Here is a 24459-nt window from a genome sequence, read left to right as displayed (position 1 = left end):
CTTGAATGGGTGCCCTTTTCAGAGGGGGCGCAGTATACCGGAATTCGTCTTCGATCGGGGCGCGTGTCTGGCGGTCGGGGGTAACTTTTTCGACCGGTTTTAGGTGCGTCCGTTCACGAGGCTTGTGTCGGCATCTACGGGGTGGAAGTGTAGCGGCAAAAAGCGCATGGCACTACATGTGGTGTGTTTTAATTTTAGCAGCACATTATGTTGTGTCTGGCGCGATTCTTGTAGGAGCGGCCTTGTGTCGCGAAAGGGCTGCGTAGCGGCCCCATGGATACCCGCGGCGACGCTAAAATCCTGGGGCCGCTGCGCAGCCCTTTCGCGACACAAGGCCGCTCCTACAGAACCGCGTTCAGCCGGCCACTGCGCAGATACAAAAATGCCGCAAAGGGGCACCCGTGGGCACCCCTTTTGCGGCATCAGGCCTTACTGGCAGGCTTCGCAGTCAGGCTCGTCGATGGCGCAAGCTTTCGGCACTGGTGCCGGGCCGGCAGCCTGGACCGGGGCGCTGTCGCCGCCGCTGGAAACGGCGTTGAGCTTGCCGGTGTTGATGGTCGACTTCTCGGTGCTGGTCGCGGCCAGGGCACGGAGGTAGTAGGTAGTTTTCAGACCACGGTACCAGGCCATGCGGTAGGTCACGTCCAGCTTCTTGCCCGAAGCGCCGGCAATGTACAGGTTCAGCGACTGAGCCTGGTCGATCCACTTCTGGCGACGCGAGGCGGCATCGACGATCCACTTGGTCTCGACTTCGAACGCAGTGGCGTACAGGTCTTTGAGCTCTTGTGGAATACGCTCGATCTGCTGCACCGAACCGTCGTAGTACTTCAGGTCGTTGATCATGACCGAGTCCCACAGGCCGCGGGCCTTCAGGTCGCGGACCAGGTACGGGTTGATCACGGTGAATTCGCCCGACAGGTTCGATTTCACGTACAGGTTCTGGTAGGTCGGCTCGATGGACTGCGATACGCCGGTAATGTTGGCGATGGTCGCGGTCGGCGCGATGGCCATGATGTTCGAGTTACGAATACCTTTTTGTACGCGAGCACGCACCGGTGCCCAGTCCAGGGTCTCGTTCAGGTCGACATCGATGTACTTCTGGCCACGGGCTTCGATCAGGATCTGTTGCGAATCCAGCGGCAGGATGCCCTTGGACCACAGCGAACCTTGGAAGGTCTCGTAGGCGCCACGCTCGTCGGCCAGGTCGCAGGAAGCCTGGATCGCATAGTAGCTGACCGCTTCCATCGACTTGTCGGCGAACTCGACGGCAGCGTCGGAGCCGTAGGCGATGTGCTGCAGGTACAGTGCGTCCTGGAAGCCCATGATGCCCAGGCCGACCGGGCGGTGCTTGAGGTTCGAGTTACGCGCTTGCGGCACCGAGTAGTAGTTGATGTCGATCACGTTGTCGAGCATGCGCACGGCGGTGTTCACGGTGCGTTGCAGCTTGGCGGTGTCCAGCTTGCCATCGACAATGTGGTTCGGCAGGTTGATCGAGCCCAGGTTGCAGACCGCGATCTCGTCCTTGTTGGTGTTCAGGGTGATCTCGGTGCACAGGTTCGAGCTGTGGACCACGCCCACGTGCTGCTGCGGCGAACGCAGGTTGCACGGGTCCTTGAAGGTCAGCCATGGGTGGCCGGTCTCGAACAGCATCGACAGCATCTTGCGCCACAGGTCTTTGGCCTGGATGGTCTTGAACACCTTGATCTTGTTGTACTCGGTCAGGGCTTCGTAGTACTCGTAGCGCTCTTCGAAGGCCTTGCCGGTCAGGTCGTGCAGGTCTGGCACTTCCGACGGCGAGAACAGGGTCCACTTGCCGTCATCGAAGACGCGCTTCATGAACAGGTCAGGGATCCAGTTGGCGGTGTTCATGTCGTGGGTACGACGACGGTCATCACCGGTGTTCTTGCGCAGCTCGATGAATTCTTCGATGTCCAGGTGCCAGGTTTCCAGGTAGGCACAGACAGCGCCCTTGCGCTTGCCGCCCTGGTTGACCGCAACGGCGGTGTCGTTGACCACTTTCAGGAAGGGTACGACGCCCTGGGATTTACCGTTGGTGCCCTTGATGTAGGAGCCCAGTGCACGCACAGGGGTCCAGTCGTTGCCCAGGCCACCGGCGAATTTCGACAGCATGGCGTTGTCGTGGATCGCGTGGTAGATGCCCGACAGGTCGTCCGGCACGGTGGTCAGGTAGCAGCTGGACAGCTGCGGGCGCAGGGTACCGGCGTTGAACAGGGTCGGGGTCGAGGCCATGTAGTCGAAGGACGACAACAGGTTGTAGAACTCGATCGCACGGGCTTCTTTTTCTTTCTCTTCCAGCGCCAGGCCCATGGCCACGCGCATGAAGAACACCTGTGGCAGCTCGAAGCGCACGCCATCCTTGTGGATGAAGTAGCGGTCGTACAGGGTCTGCAGGCCCAGGTAGGTGAATTGCTGGTCGCGCTCGTGGTTGATCGCCTTGCCCAGTTTTTCCAGGTCAAAGTCGGCCAGGGCCGGGTTCAGCAGTTCGAACTCGATACCTTTGGCGATGTAGGCGGGCAGGGCCTTGGCGTACAGCTCGGCCATCTCGTGGTGGGTGGCGCTGTCGGCAACGCTGAGGAAGCCCAGGCCTTCGGCACGCAGGGTGTCCATCAGCAGGCGGGCGGTGACGAACGAGTAGTTCGGCTCACGCTCGACCAGGGTACGGGCGGTCATCACCAGGGCGGTGTTGACGTCCTTGATGGCCACGCCGTCGTACAGGTTCTTCAGGGTTTCGCGCTGGATCAGGTCGCCATCGACTTCGGCCAGGCCTTCGCAGGCTTCGCTGATGATGGTGTTCAGGCGCGCCATGTCGAGCGGCGCCATGCTGCCGTCGGCCAGGGTGATGCGGATGCTTGGGTGCGGCTCGACCACAGCGTCGGTGTTGGCGCGGGTGGCGCGCTCTTTCGCGCGCTGGTCGCGGTAGATCACGTAGTCGCGGGCGACTTTCTGCTCACCGGCACGCATCAGGGCCAGTTCGACCTGGTCCTGGATTTCTTCGATGTGGATGGTGCCACCCGATGGCATGCGACGCTTGAACGTGGCTGTGACCTGCTCGGTCAGGCGCGCGACGGTGTCGTGGATGCGCGACGAAGCGGCGGCGGTGCCGCCTTCAACTGCGAGGAACGCCTTGGTGATGGCCACGGTGATCTTGTCGTCGGTGTAGGGGACGACAGTGCCGTTACGCTTGATCACGCGCAGTTGGCCGGGCGCGGTGGCAGCCAGATCCTGGTTGGCATCGGCGGCCTGCGGCACCTGGGCCTGCGGGTTCTCGCGAGTTGTGTCGGTTTGCATGGGTGGGTGTCTCCACAGTTTCTATATTGTACAGGCGCCTTTTGAGCGCCCACCGTTCCGTCCACTTGCTCGATCACCTGGCGGGGGATGCGTCATGCGCGCGCATCCGCCCGCTCGGGTGTACCGACTTCGGGACAGACTCAGGAATAAGGGGCAATAGCTTGCCGCTCCCTGGCCGAAGTCAAAGGCTTTGGGCTGAGCCCAAAAGCTGTTGCAGTTCAGTACTCCGCTGGAGCGGTATGGCTGGTCAGATCACCTGAAGTTCAACCGTAAAATCGAATAATTTGCCGGGTTGACTTTTGTGTGTGATTTTGCACGAACCCCAACATCTAGTGGTTCGCTGCGATCGGGATACAAGATAATGCGGTATTGGGGTCTTTGCAAGGCGAGCGCCTGTGGATAAGTTGTGCGTACTTTGTGGGTATGGCCTGTAGGCCTTGTGCCAAGTGGTTTGCAGTATTTTTCTTTCGCTCGCTGCCCCAAGGCAGAATTTTGAGGGCGCGAACCCTACCACAAAAAACGGTTCAGTCCAGTGGCTTGTGCGGCACCGCTGGCCGGTTGGCAGTACCCGGGGCGGCACGTAGTATCGGCCACAGAACAACAACAATTGCAAAGGCACAGGCCATGGACCAACCCGCACCGCGCATCCTCATCGTTGAAGACGACCAGCGCCTGGCCGAGCTCACGGCCGAATACCTCCAGGCCAACGGCTTCGATGTGGCCGTCGAGGGCGATGGTGGCCGCGCCGTGCGGCGAATCGTCGACAGCCAGCCCGACCTGGTGGTGCTCGACCTCATGCTGCCCGGTGAAGACGGCCTGAGCATCTGCCGCCGGGTACGCAGCCAGTACGCGGGCGCGATCCTCATGCTCACCGCCCGCAGCGACGAGCTCGACCAGGTGCAGGGGCTGGACCTGGGCGCCGACGACTATGTCTGCAAACCTGTGCGCCCGCGCTTGCTGCTGGCCCGTATCCAGGCCCTGCTGCGGCGCAGCGAGGCGCCGGAAAGCAAGCGCCAGGCCCTGGCCTTTGGTGCGCTGCGCATCGACAACCGCCTGCGCGAAGCCCGGCTGGGCGAGCAGCTGATAGACCTGACCGGCGCCGAATTCGACCTGCTCTGGTTGCTGGCCAGCAACGCCGGCCGGGTGCTGTCGCGCGAGCAACTGTTCACCGCCCTGCGCGGTGTCGGCTACGACGGCCAGGACCGCTCCATCGATGTGCGCATCTCCAAGATCCGCCCCAAGATCGGTGACGACCCGATCCACCCACGCCTGATCAAGACCCTGCGCAGCAAGGGCTACCTGTTCGTCGGCGAGGCGCCATGAACAACTCGATCTTTCTGCGCATCTATGGCGGCATGCTCGCCGTGCTGGTGCTGGTGGCGCTGCTCGGCGTGCTCAGCCTGCACCTGGTCAACGAAGTGCGCGCCGCCCAGCACCGCGAGGGCCTGGCCCAGGGTACCTTCAGCCTGATGGCTGACAACCTGGCCGGGCAGAACGAAACCGAACGCAAGCGTTCGCTGCTGATGTGGGAGCGCCTGCTCGGGGTGCCGCTGGCGCTGCAGCCGATGTCGGCGCGTACCCTCGATGGCGGCCAGCGTGCCCGCCTGTACCGTGGCCTGGTGGTGGTCGAGAAGACCGGCCCGCACGCCGCCCAGGTGCTGCGCAAGGTCGGCCGCGAGGAGGTGCTGCTGGTGGCCCAGGTGAAGCAGGTCAGCGAGCAACTGGCGCGGGCCACCCTTTATCTGTTGGCCGACGAACTGGTGCGTTACCCGGTTACCGAGCAGCAGCAACGCCTGGCGCAACTCAAGCAGAGCAAGGGCTTTGGTTTTGACATTGCCTTGCAGCGCCTGGAGCGGGTTGGCCTGGATGACGACCAGCGGCGCCGGGTCGAGGAGGGCGACACGGTCATGGCCCTGGGCAAGGATGGCGATTCGATCCGGGTATTCGCCGGGCTGTCGGGCTCGCCCTGGGTGCTGGAAATCGGCCCGTTGCATCAGTTGAACCCCTATCCGCCGCAACTGCTGATCTTGATCGCCTTCCTTGGGCTGTGCCTGATCGGGCTGGTGGTGTACCTGCTGGTGCGTCAGCTGGAGCGGCGTGTGTCGGGGTTGGAGGTCGCCGCCACGCGTATTGCCCAGGGCAGCCTCGACACGCGGGTACCGGCTGGCGATGCCGATTCGGTCGGGCGCCTGGCTGCGGCATTCAACGGCATGGCCGAACATTTGCAGCGCTCGCTGACCATGCAGCGCGAGCTGGTGCGGGCGGTGTCCCACGAGCTGCGCACGCCGGTGGCGCGGCTGCGTTTTGGCCTGGAGATGATAGAGACCGCGAGCACTGAGCAGGCCCGTGCCAAACACTTGGCTGGCATGGATGGCGACATCCAGGACCTGGACAAACTGGTCGACGAAATGCTGACTTACGCACGGCTTGAGCAAGGCGCACCGGCCCTGAAGTTCCAGCGGGTCGACCTGGATGCGTTGCTGGACCGGGTGATCGAGGAGCTGGCGCCGCTGCGCGCTGAAATCAAGGTGGTGCGCGGCGCATGCCAAGGGGGTGAGAGCGAAGGCGCCTGGGTCGAAGCCGAGCCGCGCTACCTGCACCGGGCCCTGCAGAACCTGGTGAGCAACGCCATGCGCCATGCCGAGGCCGAGGTGCGCCTGAGCTACCAGTTGGGTCAGCAACGCTGCCGGGTCGACGTGGAAGACGACGGCCCGGGTATCCCGGAAGGGTTCTGGGACCGCATCTTCACGCCCTTCACCCGGCTCGACGACAGCCGCACCCGTGCGTCGGGCGGGCATGGCCTGGGCCTGTCGATCGTTCGGCGGATCATCTACTGGCACGCAGGCCGGGCCACGGTAGGGCGCAGCGAAACCCTCGGCGGTGCCTGCTTCAGCCTGAGCTGGCCGCGGGCACAGGCGCCGCTGTAGGGCTCAGACGCTGATCAGGCTGAGCAGGTGGCCGTCCTGAAGGCAGAACTGGCCTTGCAGCTCGGTGCCCTGCTGCCACTCGGCCGATAGGTCGGTGAGCAGGCGCAGGCGGGCCAGGCCCTCGGCCGACCATTCCAGCACCTCGGCGTGCTCGAAATAGAAACGCTGGCGGGTCAGCGGGTAGAGGGTCTTGAACAGGCTTTCCTTGAGCGAGAAGGTCAGGGTCACTGCCAGGCCGAGCTGGCGGCGGTCCAGGCGCTCTATTTCGGCGGGCGTGAGGATTTCGGCCAGCAGGCGCTCGGCGCGTTCGTCGTCCAGCAGCGCTTCCTGGTCCAGGCCCAGGCCGCGGCAACTGCCCTGGCCGGCGACCACGGCGGCGGCCCAGCCTTGGCCGTGGGTGATCGAGCCGTGAATGCCGGCGGGCCAGATGGGCGAGCGGTCTTCATGGCTGGCTGGCACGTAGTTGCGGCCGTCCAGGCGTTGCAGCGCGGCACGGGCGCAGACACGGCCGGCCAGGTACTCGGCCTGGCGCTTGGCCACCGAGCGTTGCAGGCTGGCGCTGGGGACGATGCCGGCACGCTGGAAGTCGTCGGCAGCCAGGCGGGCGGGGTCGAAGGCGCAACTGACCAGCACCGCACCTGGCAGCGGGCGGGGCAGGGGCCAGTGGTGCTGAAGCGGGGCGCAGCAGGTGGGGAGTGTGTTCATGGGGGGTATTGTGCCAGCCGTAGCGGCTGTAGGGGAGGTGGGCGCGTCGGGGGCGCTTGCGCCCCCAGCGATCATTACTGGAACGCCTTCTTGAAGAACGCCTGCATATCCTTCCACGAGCTTTCATCAGCCGCTTTGTTGTAACCAATGTCTGGCCCGCCATGCTCGCCATGGCTCAAGCGGTCGGCATCCGGGTTGGTAAACCCATGCTTGGCCTCAGGAATACTGACGAACTGGTAATTGACCTTGGCCGCGTCCATTTCCGCCTTGAACGCTGCAACCTGCTCCTCGGTCACCATGCTGTCTGCCGCGCCGTGCTCGACCAGTATGTCGGCCCTGACCACGCCGGGCTTGGCCGGGGTCTGTGTGGCCAATGCCCCATGGAAACTCACCACGCCGTCCAGCTTCTCACCCCGGCGCGCCGCATCGAGCACCACCTTGCCGCCAAAGCAGTAACCCACGGCGCCCAATTGGTGCTTGTTCACGTTGGGCTGCTTTTTCAGCAACTCAAGGCCTGCGTCGAAGCGCGCGGCCGCCGCTGCCGGGTCTTTCATTGCCTCGGCCATGAATGCCTGGGCATCCTGCGGATGCTCGGTGTGCTTGCCATCGCCGTACATGTCGATGGCCAGCGCTTTATAGCCCAGGGCCGCCAGGTCGCGGGCGCGGCGCTTGGCATAGTCGTTCAGGCCCCACCATTCATGCACCACGACGATGCCCGGGCGCTTGTCGTCCAGCGCATCGTCATAGGCGTAGTAGCCGACAAAGCGCTTGCCTTCGTCGTCCTGGTAGGGGATATCGCGGGTCACCACTTGCGCCTGGGCAAGGGCGGCGCTGCACATCAGGGTCAAGGCCAGCAGGGCACGCATGTTCACTACTCCTTGTTCATCGCAAACGGTTCGTTCAGCCGCGGTTCAGCCAGGGTTCAGTCACGGTTCAGGGTGCCCTCCTTACTCTAGCTTCCAGACCGAAACAGCGCATCCAACTGGAGTACGAAGCCATGAAATCCTTCAACACCCTGCTCGCTGCCATGGCCGTTTGCGCCGCTGGCATCACCACCGTCCAGGCCGCCGATGACAATTTCGCCAGCCTGACCTACGGCCAGACCAGCGACAAAGTCCGCAAGTCCGGCCTGCTGCAGCGCAACACCGACAACCTGAACGCCGACGGCATCATCGGCAAGGACGACACCTGGGGTGTGCGTCTGGGCAAAATCAATGACCAGGGTCGCTACTACATGACCTACGACAACGTCTCGGGCGACCACAGCGGCCTCAAGCTGCGCCAGGAAAACCTGCTGGGCAGCTATGACCTGTTCCTGCCGGTGGGCGACACCACCAAGCTGTTCGGCGGTGGCAGCCTGGGCATGACCAAGCTGACCCAGGATTCGCCAGGTGCCAGCCGTGATACCGACTACGGCTACGCGGTCGGCCTGCAGGCCGGTGTGATCCAGGAGATTACCGACAAGGCGTCGGTGGAACTGGGCTACCGTTACCTGCGCACCAATGCCGCGACCGAAGTCGGCCAAAGCGGTGGGCCCAAGGACGGCACCCTGCGCCTGACCAGCAGTGCACAGACGTATCTGTCGGCCAACTACAAGTTCTGAGGTAGTTGTTATCCTGTACTGCCCTGTGCGCGGGTAAACCCGCGTACAGGGCAGTACAGGCCATAAAAAAGGAGCTGCACATGAAACTGCTGGTGGTCGAGGACGAAGCCCTGCTTCGCCATCACCTCTACACGCGCCTGGGCGAAAGCGGCCATGTGGTCGAGGCGGTGGCCGATGCCGAAGAAGCGCTGTACCAGGCCGAGCAGTACCACTTTGACCTGGCCGTGATCGACCTGGGGCTGCCGGGCATGAGCGGCCTCGAACTCATTGGTCGCCTGCGCAGCCAGGACAAGACCTTCCCCATTCTCATCCTCACCGCCCGTGGCAACTGGCAGGACAAGGTCGAAGGCCTGGCCGCCGGTGCCGACGACTACCTGGTCAAGCCCTTTCAGTTCGAAGAGCTCGAAGCGCGCCTCAACGCCCTGCTGCGCCGCTCCAGCGGTTTCACCCAGTCGACCATCGCCGCCGGGCCACTGGTACTCGACCTCAACCGCAAGCAGGCGACGCTGGACGATCAGCCCCTGGCCCTGACCGCCTACGAATACCGCATCCTCGAATACCTCATGCGCCATCACCAGCAGGTGGTGGCCAAGGACCGCCTGATGGAGCAGCTGTACCCGGGCGATGAGGAGCGTGACCCCAATGTCATCGAAGTGCTGGTCGGGCGCCTGCGTCGCAAGCTCGAGGGCGAACGAGGCTTCAAGCCCATCGATACGGTACGTGGCCTGGGTTACCTGTTCACCGAGCGCTGCCGATGATCCGTTCCCTGCGGGTGCGCCTGATGCTGGCGGCCGCAGTGCTGGCGCTGCTGTTCATGCTGGCGCTGCTGCCTGCCTTGCAGAAGGCCTTCAGCCTTGCCCTGCAGGAATCCATCGAGCAACGCCTGGCCTCGGACGTGACCACGTTGATCTCCGCAGCACGCATCGAACACGGCCAGTTGCAGATGCCGACACTGTTGCCGGACGAGCGCTACAACCTGCCGTACACCGGCCTGCTTGGCTATATCTTCGACCGTGAAGGCCACCTGGTGTGGCAGTCGCGGGCCACCGCAGACCAGAACGTCAACTACCGGCCGCGCTACGACGGGCGTGGCAACGAGTTCGCCCGCATCCACCAAGGCGATGGCGAAGAGTTCTTCGTCTATGACGTCGAAATAAAACTGCTCGGCGGCCAGAGTGCGGCCTACAGCATCGTTGCGCTGCAACCGGTGCGCGAGTACCAGCACACCCTCGATGGCCTGCGTGAAAAGCTCTACCTGGGCTTTGGCGCAGCGCTGCTGGCGCTGCTGGTACTGCTGTGGGCCGGCCTGACCTGGGGCCTGCGTTCGCTGCGGCGGCTGAGCCGGGAGCTGGACGAGGTCGAGGCTGGCGCGCGGGACGGGTTGAGCCGCGAGCACCCGCGTGAACTGCTGCGCCTGACCGGTTCGTTGAACCGCCTGCTGCACAGCGAGCGTGAACAACGCCAGCGCTACCGAGATTCCCTGGATGACCTGGCGCATAGCCTCAAGACACCGCTGGCGGTGTTGCAGGGGGTGGGCGAGAGCCTGCGCCAGCGCAGTGGTGAGCGCGAGCAGGCGCGGGTGCTGCAAAGCCAGATCGAGCGCATGAGCCAGCAGATCGACTATCAACTGCAGCGCGCCAGTTTGCGCAAGAGCGGCCTGGTGCGCCACAGCGTGCACCTCAAGCCGTTGCTCGACAGCTTGTGCAGCACGCTGGACAAGGTCTATCGGGACAAGCGCGTCAGCGTGCTGCTGGAAATACCCGAGGCCGCGCAGGTGCCGATGGAGCAGGGCGCCTTATTGGAACTGCTCGGCAACCTGCTGGAGAACGCCTACCGGTTGAGCTTGGGCCAGGTGCGGGTGAGCCTGGAACAAGCGCCAGGCCAACTGACCCTGTGCATCGAGGACGATGGGCCCGGGGTGCCGGCCGATCAGCGCGAGCGCATTCTTGAGCGCGGCGAGCGGCTGGACAGCCAACACCCGGGGCAGGGCATCGGCCTGGCGGTGGTCAAGGATATCGTCGACAGCTATGACGCCAGCTTGAGCCTGGGGGATTCGCCACTGGGCGGCGCGGCGTTCCGGGTCACCTTCAGGCTGGATTGATGTGCGGCCAGGGGCAGCCCTTTTGCGGGGGAACCCATAGCGGGCGGATTCCCGCCATCATCCCCTGTACAAATTCCGCCACCGGGCGGATATCCGCCAGCCTTCCTCAGCATTTTCGCCCTGTCGTTGGGCAGTGACCCCTAGCAAACAGTGCCTTTGCACCCTTCATGGGCATTTTGGCATTGCCCTTGCTATTGATCCTGGCAGAGGCCTGCAAAGGCAACTCGAACACAACGACAAATCCCTCCAAGTGCAGGAGGGTTAGCGATTCAGGTGCCCTCACCCTGGGAAGGGTGAAAACCGGCACACTTGAGGAAATTAGCCATGACGACACGTCAGCCGCTGTACAAATCCCTGTATATCCAGGTGTTGGTCGCCATCACCATCGGCATCCTGCTCGGCCACTTCTATCCTGAAACCGGTGTCGCCCTCAAACCGCTGGGTGACGGGTTCGTCAAACTGATCAAGATGGTCATCGCCCCCATCATCTTCTGCACCGTGGTCAGTGGCATCGCTGGCATGCAGAGCATGAAGTCGGTAGGCAAGACCGGCGGCTACGCGCTCCTGTACTTTGAAATCGTCTCCACCATCGCCCTGATCATCGGCCTCGTCGTCGTCAACGTGGTCAAGCCGGGCGCTGGCATGCACATCGACGTCACCACCCTGAACGCCAGCAGCGTGGCCGCTTACGCCGCCGCCGGCGCGCAGCAGACCACCGTTGGCTTCCTGCTCAATATCATCCCCAACACCGTGGTCGGTGCCTTCGCCAACGGCGACATCCTGCAAGTGCTGATGTTCTCGGTGATCTTCGGCTTCGCCCTGCATCGCCTGGGCAGCTACGGCAAGCCGGTGCTGGACCTGATCGACCGCTTCGCCCATGTCATGTTCAACATCATCAACATGATCATGAAGCTGGCCCCGATCGGTGCCTTCGGTGCCATGGCCTTCACCATCGGCCAGTACGGCGTGGGTTCGCTGGTGCAGCTGGGCTACCTGATGGCCTGCTTCTACGTGACCTGCCTGCTGTTCGTCCTGGTGGTGCTCGGTGGTATCTGCCGCGCCCACGGCTTCAGCGTCATCAAGCTGATCCGCTACATCCGTGAAGAGCTGATGATCGTGCTGGGCACGTCCTCCTCCGAGTCCGCCTTGCCCCGCATGCTGGCCAAGATGGAGCGCCTGGGTGCCAAGAAATCCGTGGTTGGCCTGGTTATCCCGACCGGTTACTCGTTCAACCTCGACGGTACTTCGATCTACCTGACCATGGCCGCTGTGTTCATCGCCCAGGCGACTGACACCACCATGGACATCACCCACCAGATCACCCTGCTGCTGGTGCTGCTGGTGGCCTCCAAAGGCGCTGCTGGCGTAACCGGTTCGGGCTTCATCGTACTGGCCGCTACGTTGTCTGCTGTTGGCCACCTGCCGGTTGCCGGCCTGGCGCTGATCCTCGGCATCGACCGCTTCATGTCCGAAGCCCGCGCCCTGACCAACCTGGTTGGCAACGCTGTCGCTACCGTGGTCGTGGCCAAGTGGGTCAACGAAATGGACAACGACAAGCTGGCCTCGGAACTGGCTTCCGGTGGCGCCCCGCTGGAAGATACCCGCCCGACCGACGACCTCGGCGTGGCCGAAGGCCCGGCTCGCTGATCGCGCAACTGAAATGAAAAAGGCGACCTTCGGGTCGCCTTTTTCGTGGTGGGTCGATCAACAGTCCTGGACCACTTCCAGCACCCGGATCAGTGTGGGCTGCGGATAATGCCAGCGCACCTGCACATCCCAGAACTTCACCCCGTACACCCGCTCCGCAGGTGGCACCTGATACGCCGGCCGCGGGTCTTGCCCCAGGCACTGCTCGATCAGTTCCACCAGTGGCTCACCCAGGCGCAGTGCATGCGCGCGGGCCTGGGGCAGGGCATTGTCGTGCCACTGCACGGCGATTGCGTCAGGCGCTTCGCTGGCCATCAGGTTGCTGGCGCCGGCAACACTGTCGGCGTACGGTACGTAGGGCTTGATATCCAGCACTGGGGTGCCATCGAGCAAGTCGATCCCGGACAGCAGCAGGCGCCCAGGCTCAACGCCCTCCAGGCGTACCACCGACTGGCCGATACCGTTGGGCCTGTGGGTGGCGCGGGTGGCGAACACCCCCATGCTCTTGTTGCCGCCGAGGCGGGGTGGCCGCACTTTCAGGCGTGGTTTGTCTTCCAGGGCCTGGTGAAACAGAAACAGCAGCCACACATGGCTGACCTGTTCCAGCCCCGCCACTGCATCACCCTGGTCGAACGGCGGCAGCAACTCCAGCACACCACGCGCCGCCGGTGCCAACTGCGGCTGGCGCGGGATGGCGAACTTTTCCTTGAAGCACGAGCGGACGATGCCGACCGGTGAAACCGTATGCTGCATGGCCACTCAGCCGCGCACGCGCAGGGTCAGGCCCTTGAGGAAGTTGCGCAGCAACTGGTCGCCGCACGGGCGGTAGTTGTCATGGCCGACTTTGCGGAACAAGGCGCTGAGTTCGGGTTTGGAGACCGGGAACTTGACCGAATTGAGGATGACATGCAGGTCTTCTTCCTTGAGTTCGAACGCTACCCGCAGTTTTTTCAGGATGGTGTTGTTGGTCACCGGCAGCTCCACCGGCTGGGCCGGGCGGCTGTCGTCCTTGCCGCGACGGTGAATCACCAGGCCATCCAGAAAGTGCGCCATGACCGGGTCAGGGCAGCGCACGAAGCCGGGCTCTTCTTCTTTCTTGACGTAGCTGGCCAAGGCCTCGGCGCTGACCTCCAGGCCAGACAGCTTGATGATGCCCACCATCTTGGCATCATTGAACTTGAGCATGTAGCGCAGGCTGCGCAGTACATCGTTGTGGTTCATTTGACTCGAATCCTGTTCTGAGCCGTGCCATCTGGCGCGGCGGTATTGCTTAGAAACGTTCGCTGGCGGCCATGTAACGCCACTGTGCCAGTGGCAGCTTGCCCATGGACACACCGCCCAGCCGAATGCGGCGCATGCTGATGATCTGCAGGCGCAGGCTGGCGCACAGCTCGGAGATCTGCCCCGGTTGCGGGTTTTTCAAGGCCAGGCGCAGGTGGGTTTCGTTCTGCCAGCTGGCTTTGGCCTTGGGCAGTTCACGGTCGTTGCGCATGATGCCGCGGGCCAGGCGCTCCAGCGCCTGTGGCGTGGCTTCGCCGCTTACTTCGATGATGTATTCCTGCTCCAGGCGCCGCAGGTCTGCGTCGATCTTGCGGGCAACCCGCCAATCCTGGGTGAACACCTGCAGGCCGCTGGCGCCGCGCTCCAGCGGGGCAATGCAGGACAACTTGGTGAAATGCCCATGCAATGGCCGTACGCCTTCACGGTGCGCCTCGCTGAGGCTGTCCATGGTCATGCTGATACGCGCCGACTCGGTGTCCAGGCCAGCAGGCTGGTTGAGCAGCAGGGTGACGGGCTCAAGGCTGTCGGCACGCGCGCCAGGTAGCAGCGCGACCTGCTGGCCGTCGACCTTGAACTGCGGCTGCTCGACCACCACGCCATCGACCGTGACCCAGCCGCCTTCGATATACAGCTCGGCTTCGCGGCGGGAGCAGCCGAACTGCTCGATAAGGCGTTTGGACAGGCGGACGGGCTCAGACATGACGGTGATTCGCAAAGGCAGGGAAAGGCCGCCATTGTACCTGCCTGAGCGGTCGAGGGGCTGGGAATCTGTGTCATTTACGCCGTTTAGGCGAGACAACACGGCAGGCGGCTCAGGCCCCTGTGCGGATCAGTCGCAGGTGCAGCAAGGGGTAGGGCTGCCCCAGCCCATCGGTTTGCGAGCGGCCGACCACCTCGAAGCCTTCGTGCAGATAGAACCCCAGCGCCTGCGGGTTCTGCTCGTTGACATCCAGGCGTTCGGCATTGAGTTCGTCGATGGCGTAGCGCAGCAGCCGCTTGCCAATGCCCATGCCACGGCAGGCGGGCGCGACGAACAGCATGTCGACCTGCCTGTTGGACACGCCGGCAAAGCCCTGTATGCGTTGCTGGCTGTCCTTGCTGCAGATCAGCATCACTGCGTCCAGGTAATGGCGCAGTACATGCTCGCGAAGCAGGACGATATAGGCATCAGGCAGGAAGTCATGGGTCGCGCGCACCGAGTCCTCCCAGACCTGGGTCAGCTCGGGGTAGTCGCTAAGATGAGGGGTTTGTAGCGTCGATACCTGGCGCATCCGTGTATTCCTCAAGGGGATTGAGGAAAACATAGATGTAAAAACCAGAGGGGGCCTGGCGGATGTTGGGGCTGCAACGCAGCCCCGGGAATTTCAGACCTATACGCCGATCAGACAGGCTCAGCCCACATGTCGTATTCGTCGGCATCCACCACCCGGCAACGCACTTTGTCGCCTGGCTTGAAGCCGTGGTCGCCATCGATGAACACGCTGCCGTCGATTTCCGGCGCGTCGAAGAAGCTACGGCCCACCGAACCTTGCTCTTCGACTTCGTCGATCAGCACTTCGATCTCCTTGCCGATGCGCAGTTGCAGGCGGGCGCTGCTGATGGTCTGCTGATGGGCCATGAAGCGGTCCCAACGGTCCTGCTTGACCTCATCCGGTACTTCATCAAGGCCCAGGTCATTGGCCGGGGCACCTTCGACAGGCGAGTACTGGAAGCAGCCGACGCGGTCGAGCTGGGCTTCGGTCAGCCAGTCGAGCAGGTACTGGAAGTCTTCTTCGGTTTCGCCGGGGAAGCCGACGATGAAGGTCGAGCGGATCACCAGCTCAGGGCACTGTTCGCGCCAGTTCTTGATGCGCGCCAGGGTACGGTCTTCGAAGGCCGGGCGCTTCATCGCCTTGAGCACCTTGGGGCTGGCGTGCTGGAACGGGATGTCCAGGTACGGCAGGATCTTGCCGGCGGCCATCAGCGGGATCACGTCGTCGACGTTCGGGTACGGGTATACATAGTGCAGGCGCACCCAGGCGCCCAGGCTGCTCAGCGCTTCGCACAGCTCGAGCATGCGGGTCTTGACCGGGCGGCCGTTCCAGAAGTCGGTCTTGTACTTGACGTCGACCCCGTAGGCGCTGGTGTCCTGGGAAATCACCAGGATCTCCTTGACGCCGGCCTTGACCAGGCGCTCGGCCTCGCTCAGCACTTCGCCAACCGGGCGGCTGACCAGCTTGCCGCGCATCGACGGGATGATGCAGAAGCTGCAGCTGTGGTTGCAGCCTTCGGAAATCTTCAGGTAGGCATAGTGGCGCGGGGTCAGCTTGACGCCCTGCGGCGGCACCAGGTCGATCAGCGGGTTGTGGTCCTGGCGCGGTGGCACTACCTGGTGCACGGCGTTGACCACTTGCTCGTACTGCTGGGGGCCGGTCACCGACAACACGCTTGGGTGCACATCGCGGATGCTGCCTTCCTCGACACCCATGCAGCCGGTGACGATGACTTTGCCGTTTTCCTTGATGGCTTCACCGATCACTTCAAGCGACTCGGCCTTGGCGCTGTCGATGAAGCCGCAGGTGTTGACCACCACCACGTCGGCGTCCTCGTAGGTAGGCACGACTTCATAACCTTCCATGCGCAGCTGAGTCAGAATGCGCTCGGAATCGACCAGGGCTTTTGGGCAACCCAGGCTTACGAAACCTACCTTGGGAGTGGCGGGAGTGGTGGACATGACTAACCTCGGTATTGAATGCAGGTCGCCCGGCCGGAAACGGGGGCGATCTTGACGGGCGCTTATTGGCGCCTCTGATCAAAAAGTGCGCAATTCTAGCGAGCGCAAGGTCACTTGACTAGCAGAAATGCGACGAACGCTGCGCTATGCTTCGCGCCGTTGCGTCCGGGCATCTGCCATGCCCTGGCGTGGGGGTGAATTCTATCGGCCGAGAGGGCCGTCTGCGGGAGTGGTCGATGGTTCAGGCAAGCAGTCATGCCGAAGGCGGGCACGCGGGGAAGCAGGGCGCGACACGGTCGCTGGGCCTGCTCGTGGCGGCAGTCGGGGTGGTCTATGGCGATATCGGCACCAGCCCGTTGTATACGCTCAAAGAAGTCTTTACCGGTGGCTATGGCGTGCCGGTCAACCATGATGGCGTGCTGGGGATCCTGTCGCTGATCCTCTGGTCGCTGCTGTGGGTGGTCTCGTTCAAATACGTGATGTTCATCCTGCGCGCCGACAACCAGGGCGAGGGCGGCACCATGGCGCTAACCGCGCTGGCGCGGCGGGCGACTGCGGCCCACCCGCGGCTGCGTAGCTTGATGGTCATCTGCGGGTTGATCGGCGCTTCGCTGTTCTATGGCGACAGCATGATCACCCCGGCCGTGTCGGTGCTGTCGGCTGTCGAGGGCATGGGCCTGGCCTTCGACGGCATCGATCACTGGGTGGTACCTATTTCGCTGGTGGTGCTGGTGGCGCTGTTTCTGGTGCAGAAGCATGGCACCGAGAAGATCGGCAAGCTGTTTGGCCCGATCATGGTGGCCTGGTTCGTGGTGCTAGGGGCATTGGGGGTGCATGGCATCTCGCAGAGCCCGGAAGTGCTCAGGGCGTTCAACCCAGGCTGGGCGGTGAACTTCTTCATCGTCCACCCCGGCATGGGCGTGGCCATTCTCGGCGCCGTGGTGCTGGCGCTGACCGGTGCCGAGGCGCTGTACGCCGACATGGGCCACTTCGGCCGTAAACCCATCGCTCGCGCGTGGTTTGCCTTGGTGTTGCCGGCGCTGGTGCTCAACTATTTCGGCCAGGGCGCAATACTGCTGCAGAACCCGGAGGCGGCGCGCAACCCCTTCTACCTGCTGGCACCGTCCTGGGCGCTGTTGCCGCTGGTGGGGCTGGCGACCATGGCCACGGTGATCGCTTCGCAAGCCGTGATTTCCGGGGCGTTCTCCCTGACCCGCCAGGCCATCCAGCTGGGCTACATTCCGCGCATGCACATCCAGCACACGTCCAGCGATGAGCAGGGGCAGATCTACATCGGTGCGGTGAACTGGACGCTGATGGTTGGTGTGGTGTTGCTGGTCATCGGTTTCGAATCTTCCGGTGCCCTGGCGGCGGCCTACGGTGTGGCGGTCACCGGCACCATGTTGATGACCACGATTCTGGTGTCGGTGGTGATGTTGCTGCTATGGAAGTGGCCGCCGGTGCTGGCAGTGCCGATTCTGCTGGGCTTTCTCTTCGTCGACGGGCTGTTCTTCGCCGCCAACGTGCCCAAGATCGTGCAGGGCGGGGCGTTCCCGGTACTGGCAGGTGGTGTGCTGTATCTGCTGATGAGTACCTGGAAGCGCGGCAAGCAGATCCTCGTCGAGCGCATCGATGAAGGGGCGCTGCCGCTGCCGGTGTTCATCAGCAGCATCCGCATACAGCCGCCGCACCGGGTTGAAGGTACTGCTGTGTTCCTGACTGCACGGCCGGACGCCGTGCCCCATGCGCTGCTGCACAACATGTTGCACAACCAGGTGCTGCACAGCCAGGTGGTGCTGCTGACGGTGGTGAGCGAGGACCGGCCACGGGTGCCGGAGCAGGAGCGTTTCGAGGTGGAAGCCTATGGCGACGGGTTCTTCCGTGTGCTGTTGCATTTTGGCTTCATGGACGAGCCGGACGTGCCGGCGGCCCTGAAGTTGTGCCATCTGGAGGATCTGGACTTCAGCCCGATGCGCACCACCTACTTCCTCAGCCGCGAAACGGTGATTGCTTCGCGGCTGGAGGGTATGTCGCGCTGGCGTGGCAACCTGTTTGCGTTCTTGCTCAAGAATGCCAACGGTAACCTGCGGTTCTTCAATCTGCCGTTGAACCGGGTGATCGAGTTGGGCACCCAGGTCGAGATCTGAATGGGTGCCTGATCTGCGTAGTGGGTTGGGCGTGGCTCAATTCTGCTCGGCCACGCTCGACTTGCCCTGGCGCGTCTCGATCTCACCGATCAGGCGCTTGGCCAGGGCCGGGTAGTTCTCGTCGAAGTGGTGCCCGCCCGGCAGCTTCAGGCGCTCGCCCACCGCCGTCTTTTCGGTGCAACCGCTCTCGTCGGTCTCTTCCACGCCATACACACACACCACTTTGGACGCCGGCAGCCGGGCCATTTCCGGCCCGGTTGGCGCCTCCTGGCCTTCCTTGCCCAGCCAGCCTTCCACCTCGATCTCGAAGCTGCCGCTACGGGCGAAGGCCAGTAGCATCACCGCGTCGATACGCTGCTGGTCCTCGGCCGGCAAGCGGTTGTAAATCGCTGGCAGCACGTCGGCGCCAAACGAGTAGCCGGTCAATACAAAGCGCTTGGTGCCCCATTTCTGGCGATAGTGCTGCATCAGTTCCGACAGGTCTGCGGCGCTCTGCTCGGGGGTCTTGTGTTGCCAGTAATAACGCAGCGTGTCGATGCCGACCACCGGGTAGCCCAGCTTGGCCATTTCTCCGGCCACGTCGCGGTCCAGGTCGCGCCAGCCGCCATCCCCGGAGAGGAACAGGGTGACGGTGTCGGTGGTTTGCCCTGCCGGCACCTCGACTACTGGAATGGCCAGGGCGTTGCCGTCGTGGCCGACCAGGGCTTGGGTCAGCTGTGACTTGAGCACCTGCGGCAAATGGATGTCGTAATCGCTGATGCTGGTTTCGGCGTTGGCCTGGTCGCGTACGAAGGCTGCGCTGGCGTCATCCGGGTTGTCGTTCCAGGCGACGTTCCAGTGGCCATGGGCCGCCGCTTTGGGTAGCGCGGCCTGGCAGCCGGGTTGCTCCAGGCTGAAGTCCACGGAAATGGCCCGCGCCTTGTCGTCGGTCTGTGCCGCCAGCCAGCGCCAGGCCTGCGCCGCGCCTGGGCCGATACCGGCTACCAGGGTCGGTTTTTCGGACAGCTGGGTCGCTGCCAGGTCCAGCGCTTGTTGCTGCTGGGTGCAGTCGTTGGGTGGCAGGATAACCTGCACCAGTTGCGCTTCCCCAGCCTGGCTCAGGTCCAGCAACTGCTTGTCGGTCAGAGCCTGGTCCTGAGGGACGCCGATGGCGACCCGGGCCTTGGCGTGCACGCCCGGGGTCACGCGGGTGATGCTGAGGTTGTTGAGTGACAGCTGTTCGAGGTGCGCCTCAGGCGCAGGGCGCGTCCATAGCCAGAAGGCCACGGCACCGCCCAGGGCGGCCAGCAGCAGGGGAATCGCCAGGTACAGCCAATAGCGTCGGATCATCAGCGTTTCACCAATCCAGTCAGGCCGCCAGCGATGAGGGCGGCAGTGTCGGCCAGTGCCACCAGCGGGTCGAGCCCCGCAGGCACGGCCATGTAACGGGGTTCCCAGTCCGGTTGGAATTTGTCCTTGAAGCGTCGAAGCCCCTGGAAGTTGTAGAGCTGTTCGCCACGGCGGAACACCATTGAACCCAGGCGCTGGGTCAAGGGCGCGCCGCGCCGTGGCTGCAGCCCGGACAGCGGGACCATGCCCAGGCTGAAGCGGGCATAGTCGTGGCTTTTGTAGTGCAGGATGAGCCCTATCATCATGAACTCCATGGTCAGCTTCGGAGCTTCAGGGTGGGCCCGCATCAGGTCGAGGCTGGCCAGCTCGCGACCGTGGGTTTCCAACAGGTTGGCAAAGGCCACCGGCCGGCCCTGGAAGCGAATCAGGGCGATGCGAAAGTGCTGCAGGTACTCGGGGCTGAAGCGCCCGAGCGAGAAGCCTTTCTCGCGCACGTTCTTGCCACCCAGCCAGGCATCGGAGATTTCCTTGAGCGCTATCAGTGGCGCGTGACCGGGTTCGTGGATTTCCAGGCTGAGGCCGTCACGGCCACCGCGGTTCCAGGTGTAGCGCAGGTCTTTCATCTCCTTGCCCTTGGCTTCGAGGTCGAAGCGGCGCAGGTCGACCCGGGCCTCCTCGCCAAGTTTGAGCGCGGTCAGGCCAATGTCCATGTAGAACGGCAGGTTTTCCGCGCGGACCTGATAAAACACCGGCCTGGCGTGGTGCAGGTCGCACAGGTCGCGGAACTGCCAGATCATCTCAGCGCGCTCCTGGGCCGGGCCGATCGGGTCATACAAGGCCACCAGGCTGCGACCGCGACGGGCGTACATAAGGAAGGCGTTGTCGCGCGGGTGGAACAGCAAAGCCTTGTCGCCGGTCAGGGCCAGGCCGCCATCGGGCTGGTCGGATGCCAGCAGGATGCGGTTGGCGCGTTGCAGTTCTGCGTCGTCAGGCAGGTGGATGACCGGCGGTGCGGTGCGCAGCAGCCAGGTCAGGGCGACAGCCACCAGCAGCACGGCGCTGCCCATGGCGGCGCGCAGGCCCCGCGGTGCATCGGCGTCCAGGGTGAACTGCCACCACAGCTGGTGGCTGTAGGGCACATCCTGGTAGGCGAACAGCAGCAGCCATACCGAGGCCCCGACCACGCACGCGCTGGCCACCAGAAACACCGGAGAGAAGGGCAGTTCCAGCAGGCGGCTGGGGCGGTAGAACGAACGGCGGAACAGGGCCAGCAGCGCGGCGGTGAACGTCAACAGGCAGGCTTCTTCCCAGTCGAAGCCCTTGAGCAATGACAACAATGCGCCGACCAGCAGCAAGGTGGTGGTCAGCAGCCAGGCTGCGGACAGGCGCCGGCGCAAGCCTTGGGCCAGCAGCAGGCACAGCACGCCGATCAGGCTGGCGCCGAAGTGCGAAGCATCGATCAGGCGGTGGGGGACCAGAAAGCCCATGTGTTCCAGGCGCGTGTCGATCTCGGGCGTGGCCCCCGAGAACAGCAGCACCACCCCGGACAGAAACACCAGAATTGACAGCACCGGCGCCGCCAGCCCGGAGGCCACCTTGATGGCCTGTTGCGCGAACAGCAGGCGCCGGGCTTCGTTGGCCAGCAGCAGCACACACGCCAGCAGCAGCGGCAACACCACATAGATCAGGCGATAGAGCAGCAGGGCCGCAGCCAGTGGGGCGGCGCCCAACTGGTCGGCAAAGGCTGCCAGCAAGATCGCCTCGAACACCCCGACGCCCCCTGGCACATGGCTGAGCACGCCTGCGGCCAGGGCCAGCAGGTACACCAGGATGAAAGCGCCAAATGGCGGGGCTTCTGGCAGCAGGAGATACAGTACGGTGGCGGCGGCGGCCACATCCAGGGCGGTGATCAGCAATTGCAGCGAGGCGAGGCGAGCGCTCGGCAGGCGCAGGGTGCGACGGCCCAGCTGTACCAGTAGGTTGTCGGCCAAGGGCTGTTCGGCCAGGCGCTTGCGGTAAAGCCCGAGCACCAGCACGGCAGCCAGCACCAGCACGGCTGCGGCGATGCCGGCCAGCAGCCCCGGCGAAAGGCCCAGTGCGGACGAGGCTGCTGGCAGGTCGCTCAAGGTCGCCAGAGCAGCCAGCGGTGGCAGCGCACACCCCAGGGACAGGCTGGCAAACACGGTCATCCGCGCGACTTCGCCAGCCCCCAGGCCTTGGCGGGCATACAGGCGGTAGCGCACCGAACCACCAGACAGCAACGACAGGCCGATGGCGTTACCAATGGCGAAGGCGCTGAAGCCGCCCAGTATCAAACTGCCTGCTGGCAGTTTTACCCCGGCATAGCGGCTGGCCGACCACTCGTACCCAAGCAGAATCACAAACCCGACAGCCGTGGCCAGCAAGGCCCCCAGCAGCGACTGCGTCGGCACGCTGAGCATGGCATCGTGCAAGGCGTAGATGTCCAGCTCGCTCAGCAGGTGGCGGCAGGCAACCAGCGCCATGGCGAACAGTATCAGCGTCACCGCCAGGCCGATGGGTTGACGATAGCGGCTCATTCGCTCGATCAGGGGCAGGCGCTGCGCGGCCGTGGGTAGCACCGAAGCAAGGGGCACCGGAGGTTCGGGGTTATGGGAGGTCATGAATCAATACCCCGAGCAGGCAGCGCGAGGTGAGGGCGAGGTGCGGCCAAGTGAAAGTCCCTTAGGAAAACGTATCCAATGTTACTCCGGGCACAGGCGCTTTCAGCTGCCTGGCAGGGTTAAAGATAGTTCATCCAAAGGGCGACATCTCAAGCCTGGGGGGTAGGCTGATGGCAAGGCATTTCCAGGCGACGAAATGCAGGGGGCGTAAAACAACAAACCCCGCGCTGCTGTTACACAGGCGGGGTTTGTTCTGACGAATATGGTTGCGGGAGCCGGATTTGAACCGACGACCTTCGGGTTATGAGCCCGACGAGCTACCAGACTGCTCCATCCCGCGTCAGAGGTGCGCATTCTACAGCTTGTTGAAGCTGTGTAAAGCGTTAATTGTTGATTTATCGATCTTTTTTCTTCGGCATCATTTTCGATGCAAAGAAAAAGGCCACTGCGCTAACAGTGGCCTTTTCTTAAAGCTGGTTGCGGGAGCCGGATTTGAACCGACGACCTTCGGGTTATGAGCCCGACGAGCTACCAGACTGCTCCATCCCGCGTCTGTGGGGCGCATTCTACAGTTTATCTAATCAGTGTCAAGCGCTACTAATTGATTTCTCGCCAGTTTTTGCCAATGGCTTTTCTACGGGCAAAGAAAAAGGCCACTGCGTTAACAGTGGCCTTTTCTCGAATCTGGTTGCGGGAGCCGGATTTGAACCGACGACCTTCGGGTTATGAGCCCGACGAGCTACCAGGCTGCTCCATCCCGCGCCTGTGAGATCGAATTCTACGGATTTACGCAACTATGTCAAGCGTTTTTCCTAAAAAACCTTTTTCGTTCAAACCCTTAGCACTCGCTCAAAGCACGCGGCTCAGGCGCGGCGGGGGTTTCAGGCCGATTGTCGAGGCAAGCGGCGTGCAATCTGTTGCAGCGTAGGAGGCATGCGATATTATCTGTATGAATCTACAGTACTGACGGTCATCCATGTCCTTGCGCAAGATCATCCATGTCGACTGCGATTGTTTCTACGCCGCAATCGAAATGCGTGATGACCCGCGCCTGGCCGGTCGGCCCATGGCCGTAGGCGGGTCGGCCGACCACCGCGGGGTGATCGCCACCTGTAATTATGAAGCGCGGGCCTATGGTGTGCGCTCGGCCATGTCATCGCGCCATGCGCTCAAGCTTTGCCCTGACTTGTTGATCGTCAAGCCTCGCTTTGAAGCCTATCGCGAGGCATCCCGTGAGATTCACGCCATTTTCCGTGACTACACCGAGCTGATCGAGCCACTGTCGCTGGATGAAGCCTACCTGGATGTGAGCGATAGCCAGTGGCATGCCGGCAGCGCCACGCGTATCGCCGAAGATATCCGCCGGCGCGTTGCCCGTACCTTGCATATCACCGTGTCGGCGGGTGTTGCACCCAACAAGTTCCTGGCCAAGATCGCCAGTGACTGGCGCAAGCCCAACGGGCTGTTCGTCATAACCCCGGGTGAAGTCGAAGCCTTTGTCGCGGCCTTGCCGGTGGCCAGGTTGCACGGCGTTGGCAAGGTCACGGCGGACAAACTGGCGCGGCTGGGTATCGATACCTGCCTGGACCTGCGTGACTGGTCGCGCTTGGCGCTGGTGCGCGAGTTCGGCAGCTTTGGTGAGCGGTTGTGGGGGCTAGCGCGGGGTATTGATGACCGCGCCGTGCACAACGACAGCCGCAGGCAGTCGGTCAGTGTGGAAAACACCTACGACACCGACCTGCCAGACCTGGCCAGTTGCCTGGAGCGTCTTCCTGCGTTGCTCGACAGCCTTAATGAACGCATTGCCCGCATGGACAGCAGTTACCGGCCAGACAAGCCTTTCGTCAAGGTCAAGTTCCATGACTTCAGCCAGACAACGATGGAACAGGCAGGGGCTGGCAGGGACCTGGAAAGTTATCGGCAGTTACTGCGGCAGGCGTTTGCCCGGGGTGGCAAGCCGGTGCGCTTGCTGGGGGTAGGGGTGAGGTTGAAGGACTTGCGCGGGGCGCATGAACAGTTGGAATTGTTCCCGCCTAAATGAAAGGGGCCGCAAAG

18 protein-coding genes and 3 tRNA genes are annotated in these 24459 nt (G+C 63.3%); 8 read left to right on the top strand and 13 right to left on the bottom strand.

The features are described from left to right. Window positions 1-429: 429 nt before the first annotated feature. Complete coding sequence (locus tag CKW22_RS23030) at window positions 430-3309, bottom strand: ribonucleoside-diphosphate reductase subunit alpha (protein WP_033699885.1); 2880 nt, start codon at window positions 3307-3309, stop codon at window positions 430-432. A 624-nt stretch (window positions 3310-3933) separates the two neighbouring features. Between CKW22_RS23030 and CKW22_RS23025 the strand changes: the two genes are divergently transcribed. Then, on the top strand, window positions 3934-4632 hold the full coding sequence (locus CKW22_RS23025; RefSeq protein ID WP_033699884.1) for a response regulator transcription factor: 699 nt from the start codon (window positions 3934-3936) through the stop codon (window positions 4630-4632). Continuing rightward, a complete protein-coding gene (locus CKW22_RS23020; RefSeq protein WP_033699883.1) occupies window positions 4629-6236 on the top strand; it encodes an ATP-binding protein in 1608 nt (535 codons plus the stop codon). The genes CKW22_RS23025 and CKW22_RS23020 overlap by 4 nt, the downstream gene beginning before the upstream one ends. 3 nt (window positions 6237-6239) lie before the next feature. Here CKW22_RS23020 and CKW22_RS23015 read toward each other — a convergent pair whose 3' ends face one another. Next, entirely contained in the window at window positions 6240-6941 is a 702-nt protein-coding gene (locus tag CKW22_RS23015; protein ID WP_033699882.1) for a 4'-phosphopantetheinyl transferase, read from the bottom strand. A gap of 74 nt (window positions 6942-7015) precedes the next feature. Beyond that, window positions 7016-7807, bottom strand: coding sequence for a dienelactone hydrolase family protein (locus CKW22_RS23010; protein WP_033699881.1), 792 nt, complete (start codon window positions 7805-7807; stop codon window positions 7016-7018). A gap of 131 nt (window positions 7808-7938) precedes the next feature. Here CKW22_RS23010 and CKW22_RS23005 point away from each other — a divergent pair, with 131 nt between their 5' ends. From CKW22_RS23005 to CKW22_RS22990, 4 genes are all read left to right on the top strand, one after another. Further along, a complete protein-coding gene (locus CKW22_RS23005; RefSeq protein ID WP_033699880.1) occupies window positions 7939-8544 on the top strand; it encodes an outer membrane protein in 606 nt (201 codons plus the stop codon). A gap of 80 nt (window positions 8545-8624) precedes the next feature. After that, window positions 8625-9302 (top strand): response regulator, encoded by a 678-nt coding sequence (locus CKW22_RS23000; protein ID WP_033699878.1) that lies wholly within the window; start codon window positions 8625-8627, stop codon window positions 9300-9302. Then, on the top strand, window positions 9299-10645 hold the full coding sequence (locus CKW22_RS22995; protein ID WP_033699876.1) for an ATP-binding protein: 1347 nt from the start codon (window positions 9299-9301) through the stop codon (window positions 10643-10645). Before CKW22_RS23000 ends, CKW22_RS22995 begins: the two co-directional genes overlap by 4 nt. Before the next feature lie 324 nt (window positions 10646-10969). Further along, on the top strand, window positions 10970-12292 hold the full coding sequence (locus CKW22_RS22990) for a dicarboxylate/amino acid:cation symporter (RefSeq protein WP_033699874.1): 1323 nt from the start codon (window positions 10970-10972) through the stop codon (window positions 12290-12292). A 57-nt stretch (window positions 12293-12349) separates the two neighbouring features. Here CKW22_RS22990 and tsaA read toward each other — a convergent pair whose 3' ends face one another. The 5 genes from tsaA to rimO form a co-directional block, all read right to left on the bottom strand. After that, window positions 12350-13045: a tRNA (N6-threonylcarbamoyladenosine(37)-N6)-methyltransferase TrmO gene (gene tsaA, locus CKW22_RS22985; RefSeq protein ID WP_047583258.1), complete on the bottom strand. Its 696-nt coding sequence runs from the start codon at window positions 13043-13045 to the stop codon at window positions 12350-12352. Window positions 13046-13051: 6 nt separating this feature from the next. Next, entirely contained in the window at window positions 13052-13513 is a 462-nt protein-coding gene (locus CKW22_RS22980; protein WP_033699871.1) for a DUF1456 family protein, read from the bottom strand. Between the two features lie 49 nt (window positions 13514-13562). After that, on the bottom strand, window positions 13563-14273 hold the full coding sequence (locus CKW22_RS22975) for an rRNA pseudouridine synthase (protein ID WP_033699870.1): 711 nt from the start codon (window positions 14271-14273) through the stop codon (window positions 13563-13565). A 112-nt stretch (window positions 14274-14385) separates the two neighbouring features. Continuing rightward, window positions 14386-14844: a GNAT family N-acetyltransferase gene (locus CKW22_RS22970; protein WP_033699869.1), complete on the bottom strand. Its 459-nt coding sequence runs from the start codon at window positions 14842-14844 to the stop codon at window positions 14386-14388. Between the two features lie 110 nt (window positions 14845-14954). Beyond that, window positions 14955-16286: a 30S ribosomal protein S12 methylthiotransferase RimO gene (gene rimO / locus CKW22_RS22965; protein ID WP_095065187.1), complete on the bottom strand. Its 1332-nt coding sequence runs from the start codon at window positions 16284-16286 to the stop codon at window positions 14955-14957. 236 nt (window positions 16287-16522) lie between these two features. On the opposite strand from rimO, the gene CKW22_RS22960 reads away from it, so the two are divergent. Then, complete coding sequence (locus tag CKW22_RS22960) at window positions 16523-18433, top strand: potassium transporter Kup (protein WP_033699865.1); 1911 nt, start codon at window positions 16523-16525, stop codon at window positions 18431-18433. 36 nt (window positions 18434-18469) lie between these two features. On the opposite strand, the gene CKW22_RS22955 is transcribed toward CKW22_RS22960, so the two are convergent. The 5 genes from CKW22_RS22955 to CKW22_RS22935 form a co-directional block, all read right to left on the bottom strand. After that, window positions 18470-19762 carry a virulence factor family protein gene (locus CKW22_RS22955; RefSeq protein WP_033699864.1) on the bottom strand — a complete coding sequence of 431 codons (1293 nt, stop codon included), beginning with the start codon at window positions 19760-19762 and terminating at the stop codon, window positions 18470-18472. Further along, a complete protein-coding gene (gene mprF / locus CKW22_RS22950) occupies window positions 19762-22404 on the bottom strand; it encodes a bifunctional lysylphosphatidylglycerol flippase/synthetase MprF (RefSeq protein WP_033699863.1) in 2643 nt (880 codons plus the stop codon). The genes CKW22_RS22955 and mprF overlap by 1 nt, the downstream gene beginning before the upstream one ends. 263 nt (window positions 22405-22667) lie before the next feature. Then, window positions 22668-22744 (bottom strand) — tRNA-Met (locus tag CKW22_RS22945). A gap of 134 nt (window positions 22745-22878) precedes the next feature. Continuing rightward, window positions 22879-22955, bottom strand: a tRNA-Met gene (locus tag CKW22_RS22940). Window positions 22956-23089: 134 nt separating this feature from the next. After that, window positions 23090-23166 (bottom strand) — tRNA-Met (locus CKW22_RS22935). A 220-nt stretch (window positions 23167-23386) separates the two neighbouring features. Here CKW22_RS22935 and dinB point away from each other — a divergent pair. Further along, on the top strand, window positions 23387-24445 hold the full coding sequence (gene dinB / locus CKW22_RS22930) for a DNA polymerase IV (protein ID WP_162181149.1): 1059 nt from the start codon (window positions 23387-23389) through the stop codon (window positions 24443-24445). Window positions 24446-24459: the final 14 nt, after the last annotated feature.

The organism is Pseudomonas sp. Irchel s3f19, assembly GCF_900187555.1.
Lineage (GTDB): Bacteria > Pseudomonadota > Gammaproteobacteria > Pseudomonadales > Pseudomonadaceae > Aquipseudomonas > Aquipseudomonas capeferrum.
This window is presented reverse-complemented; position numbering and strand designations above follow the sequence as displayed.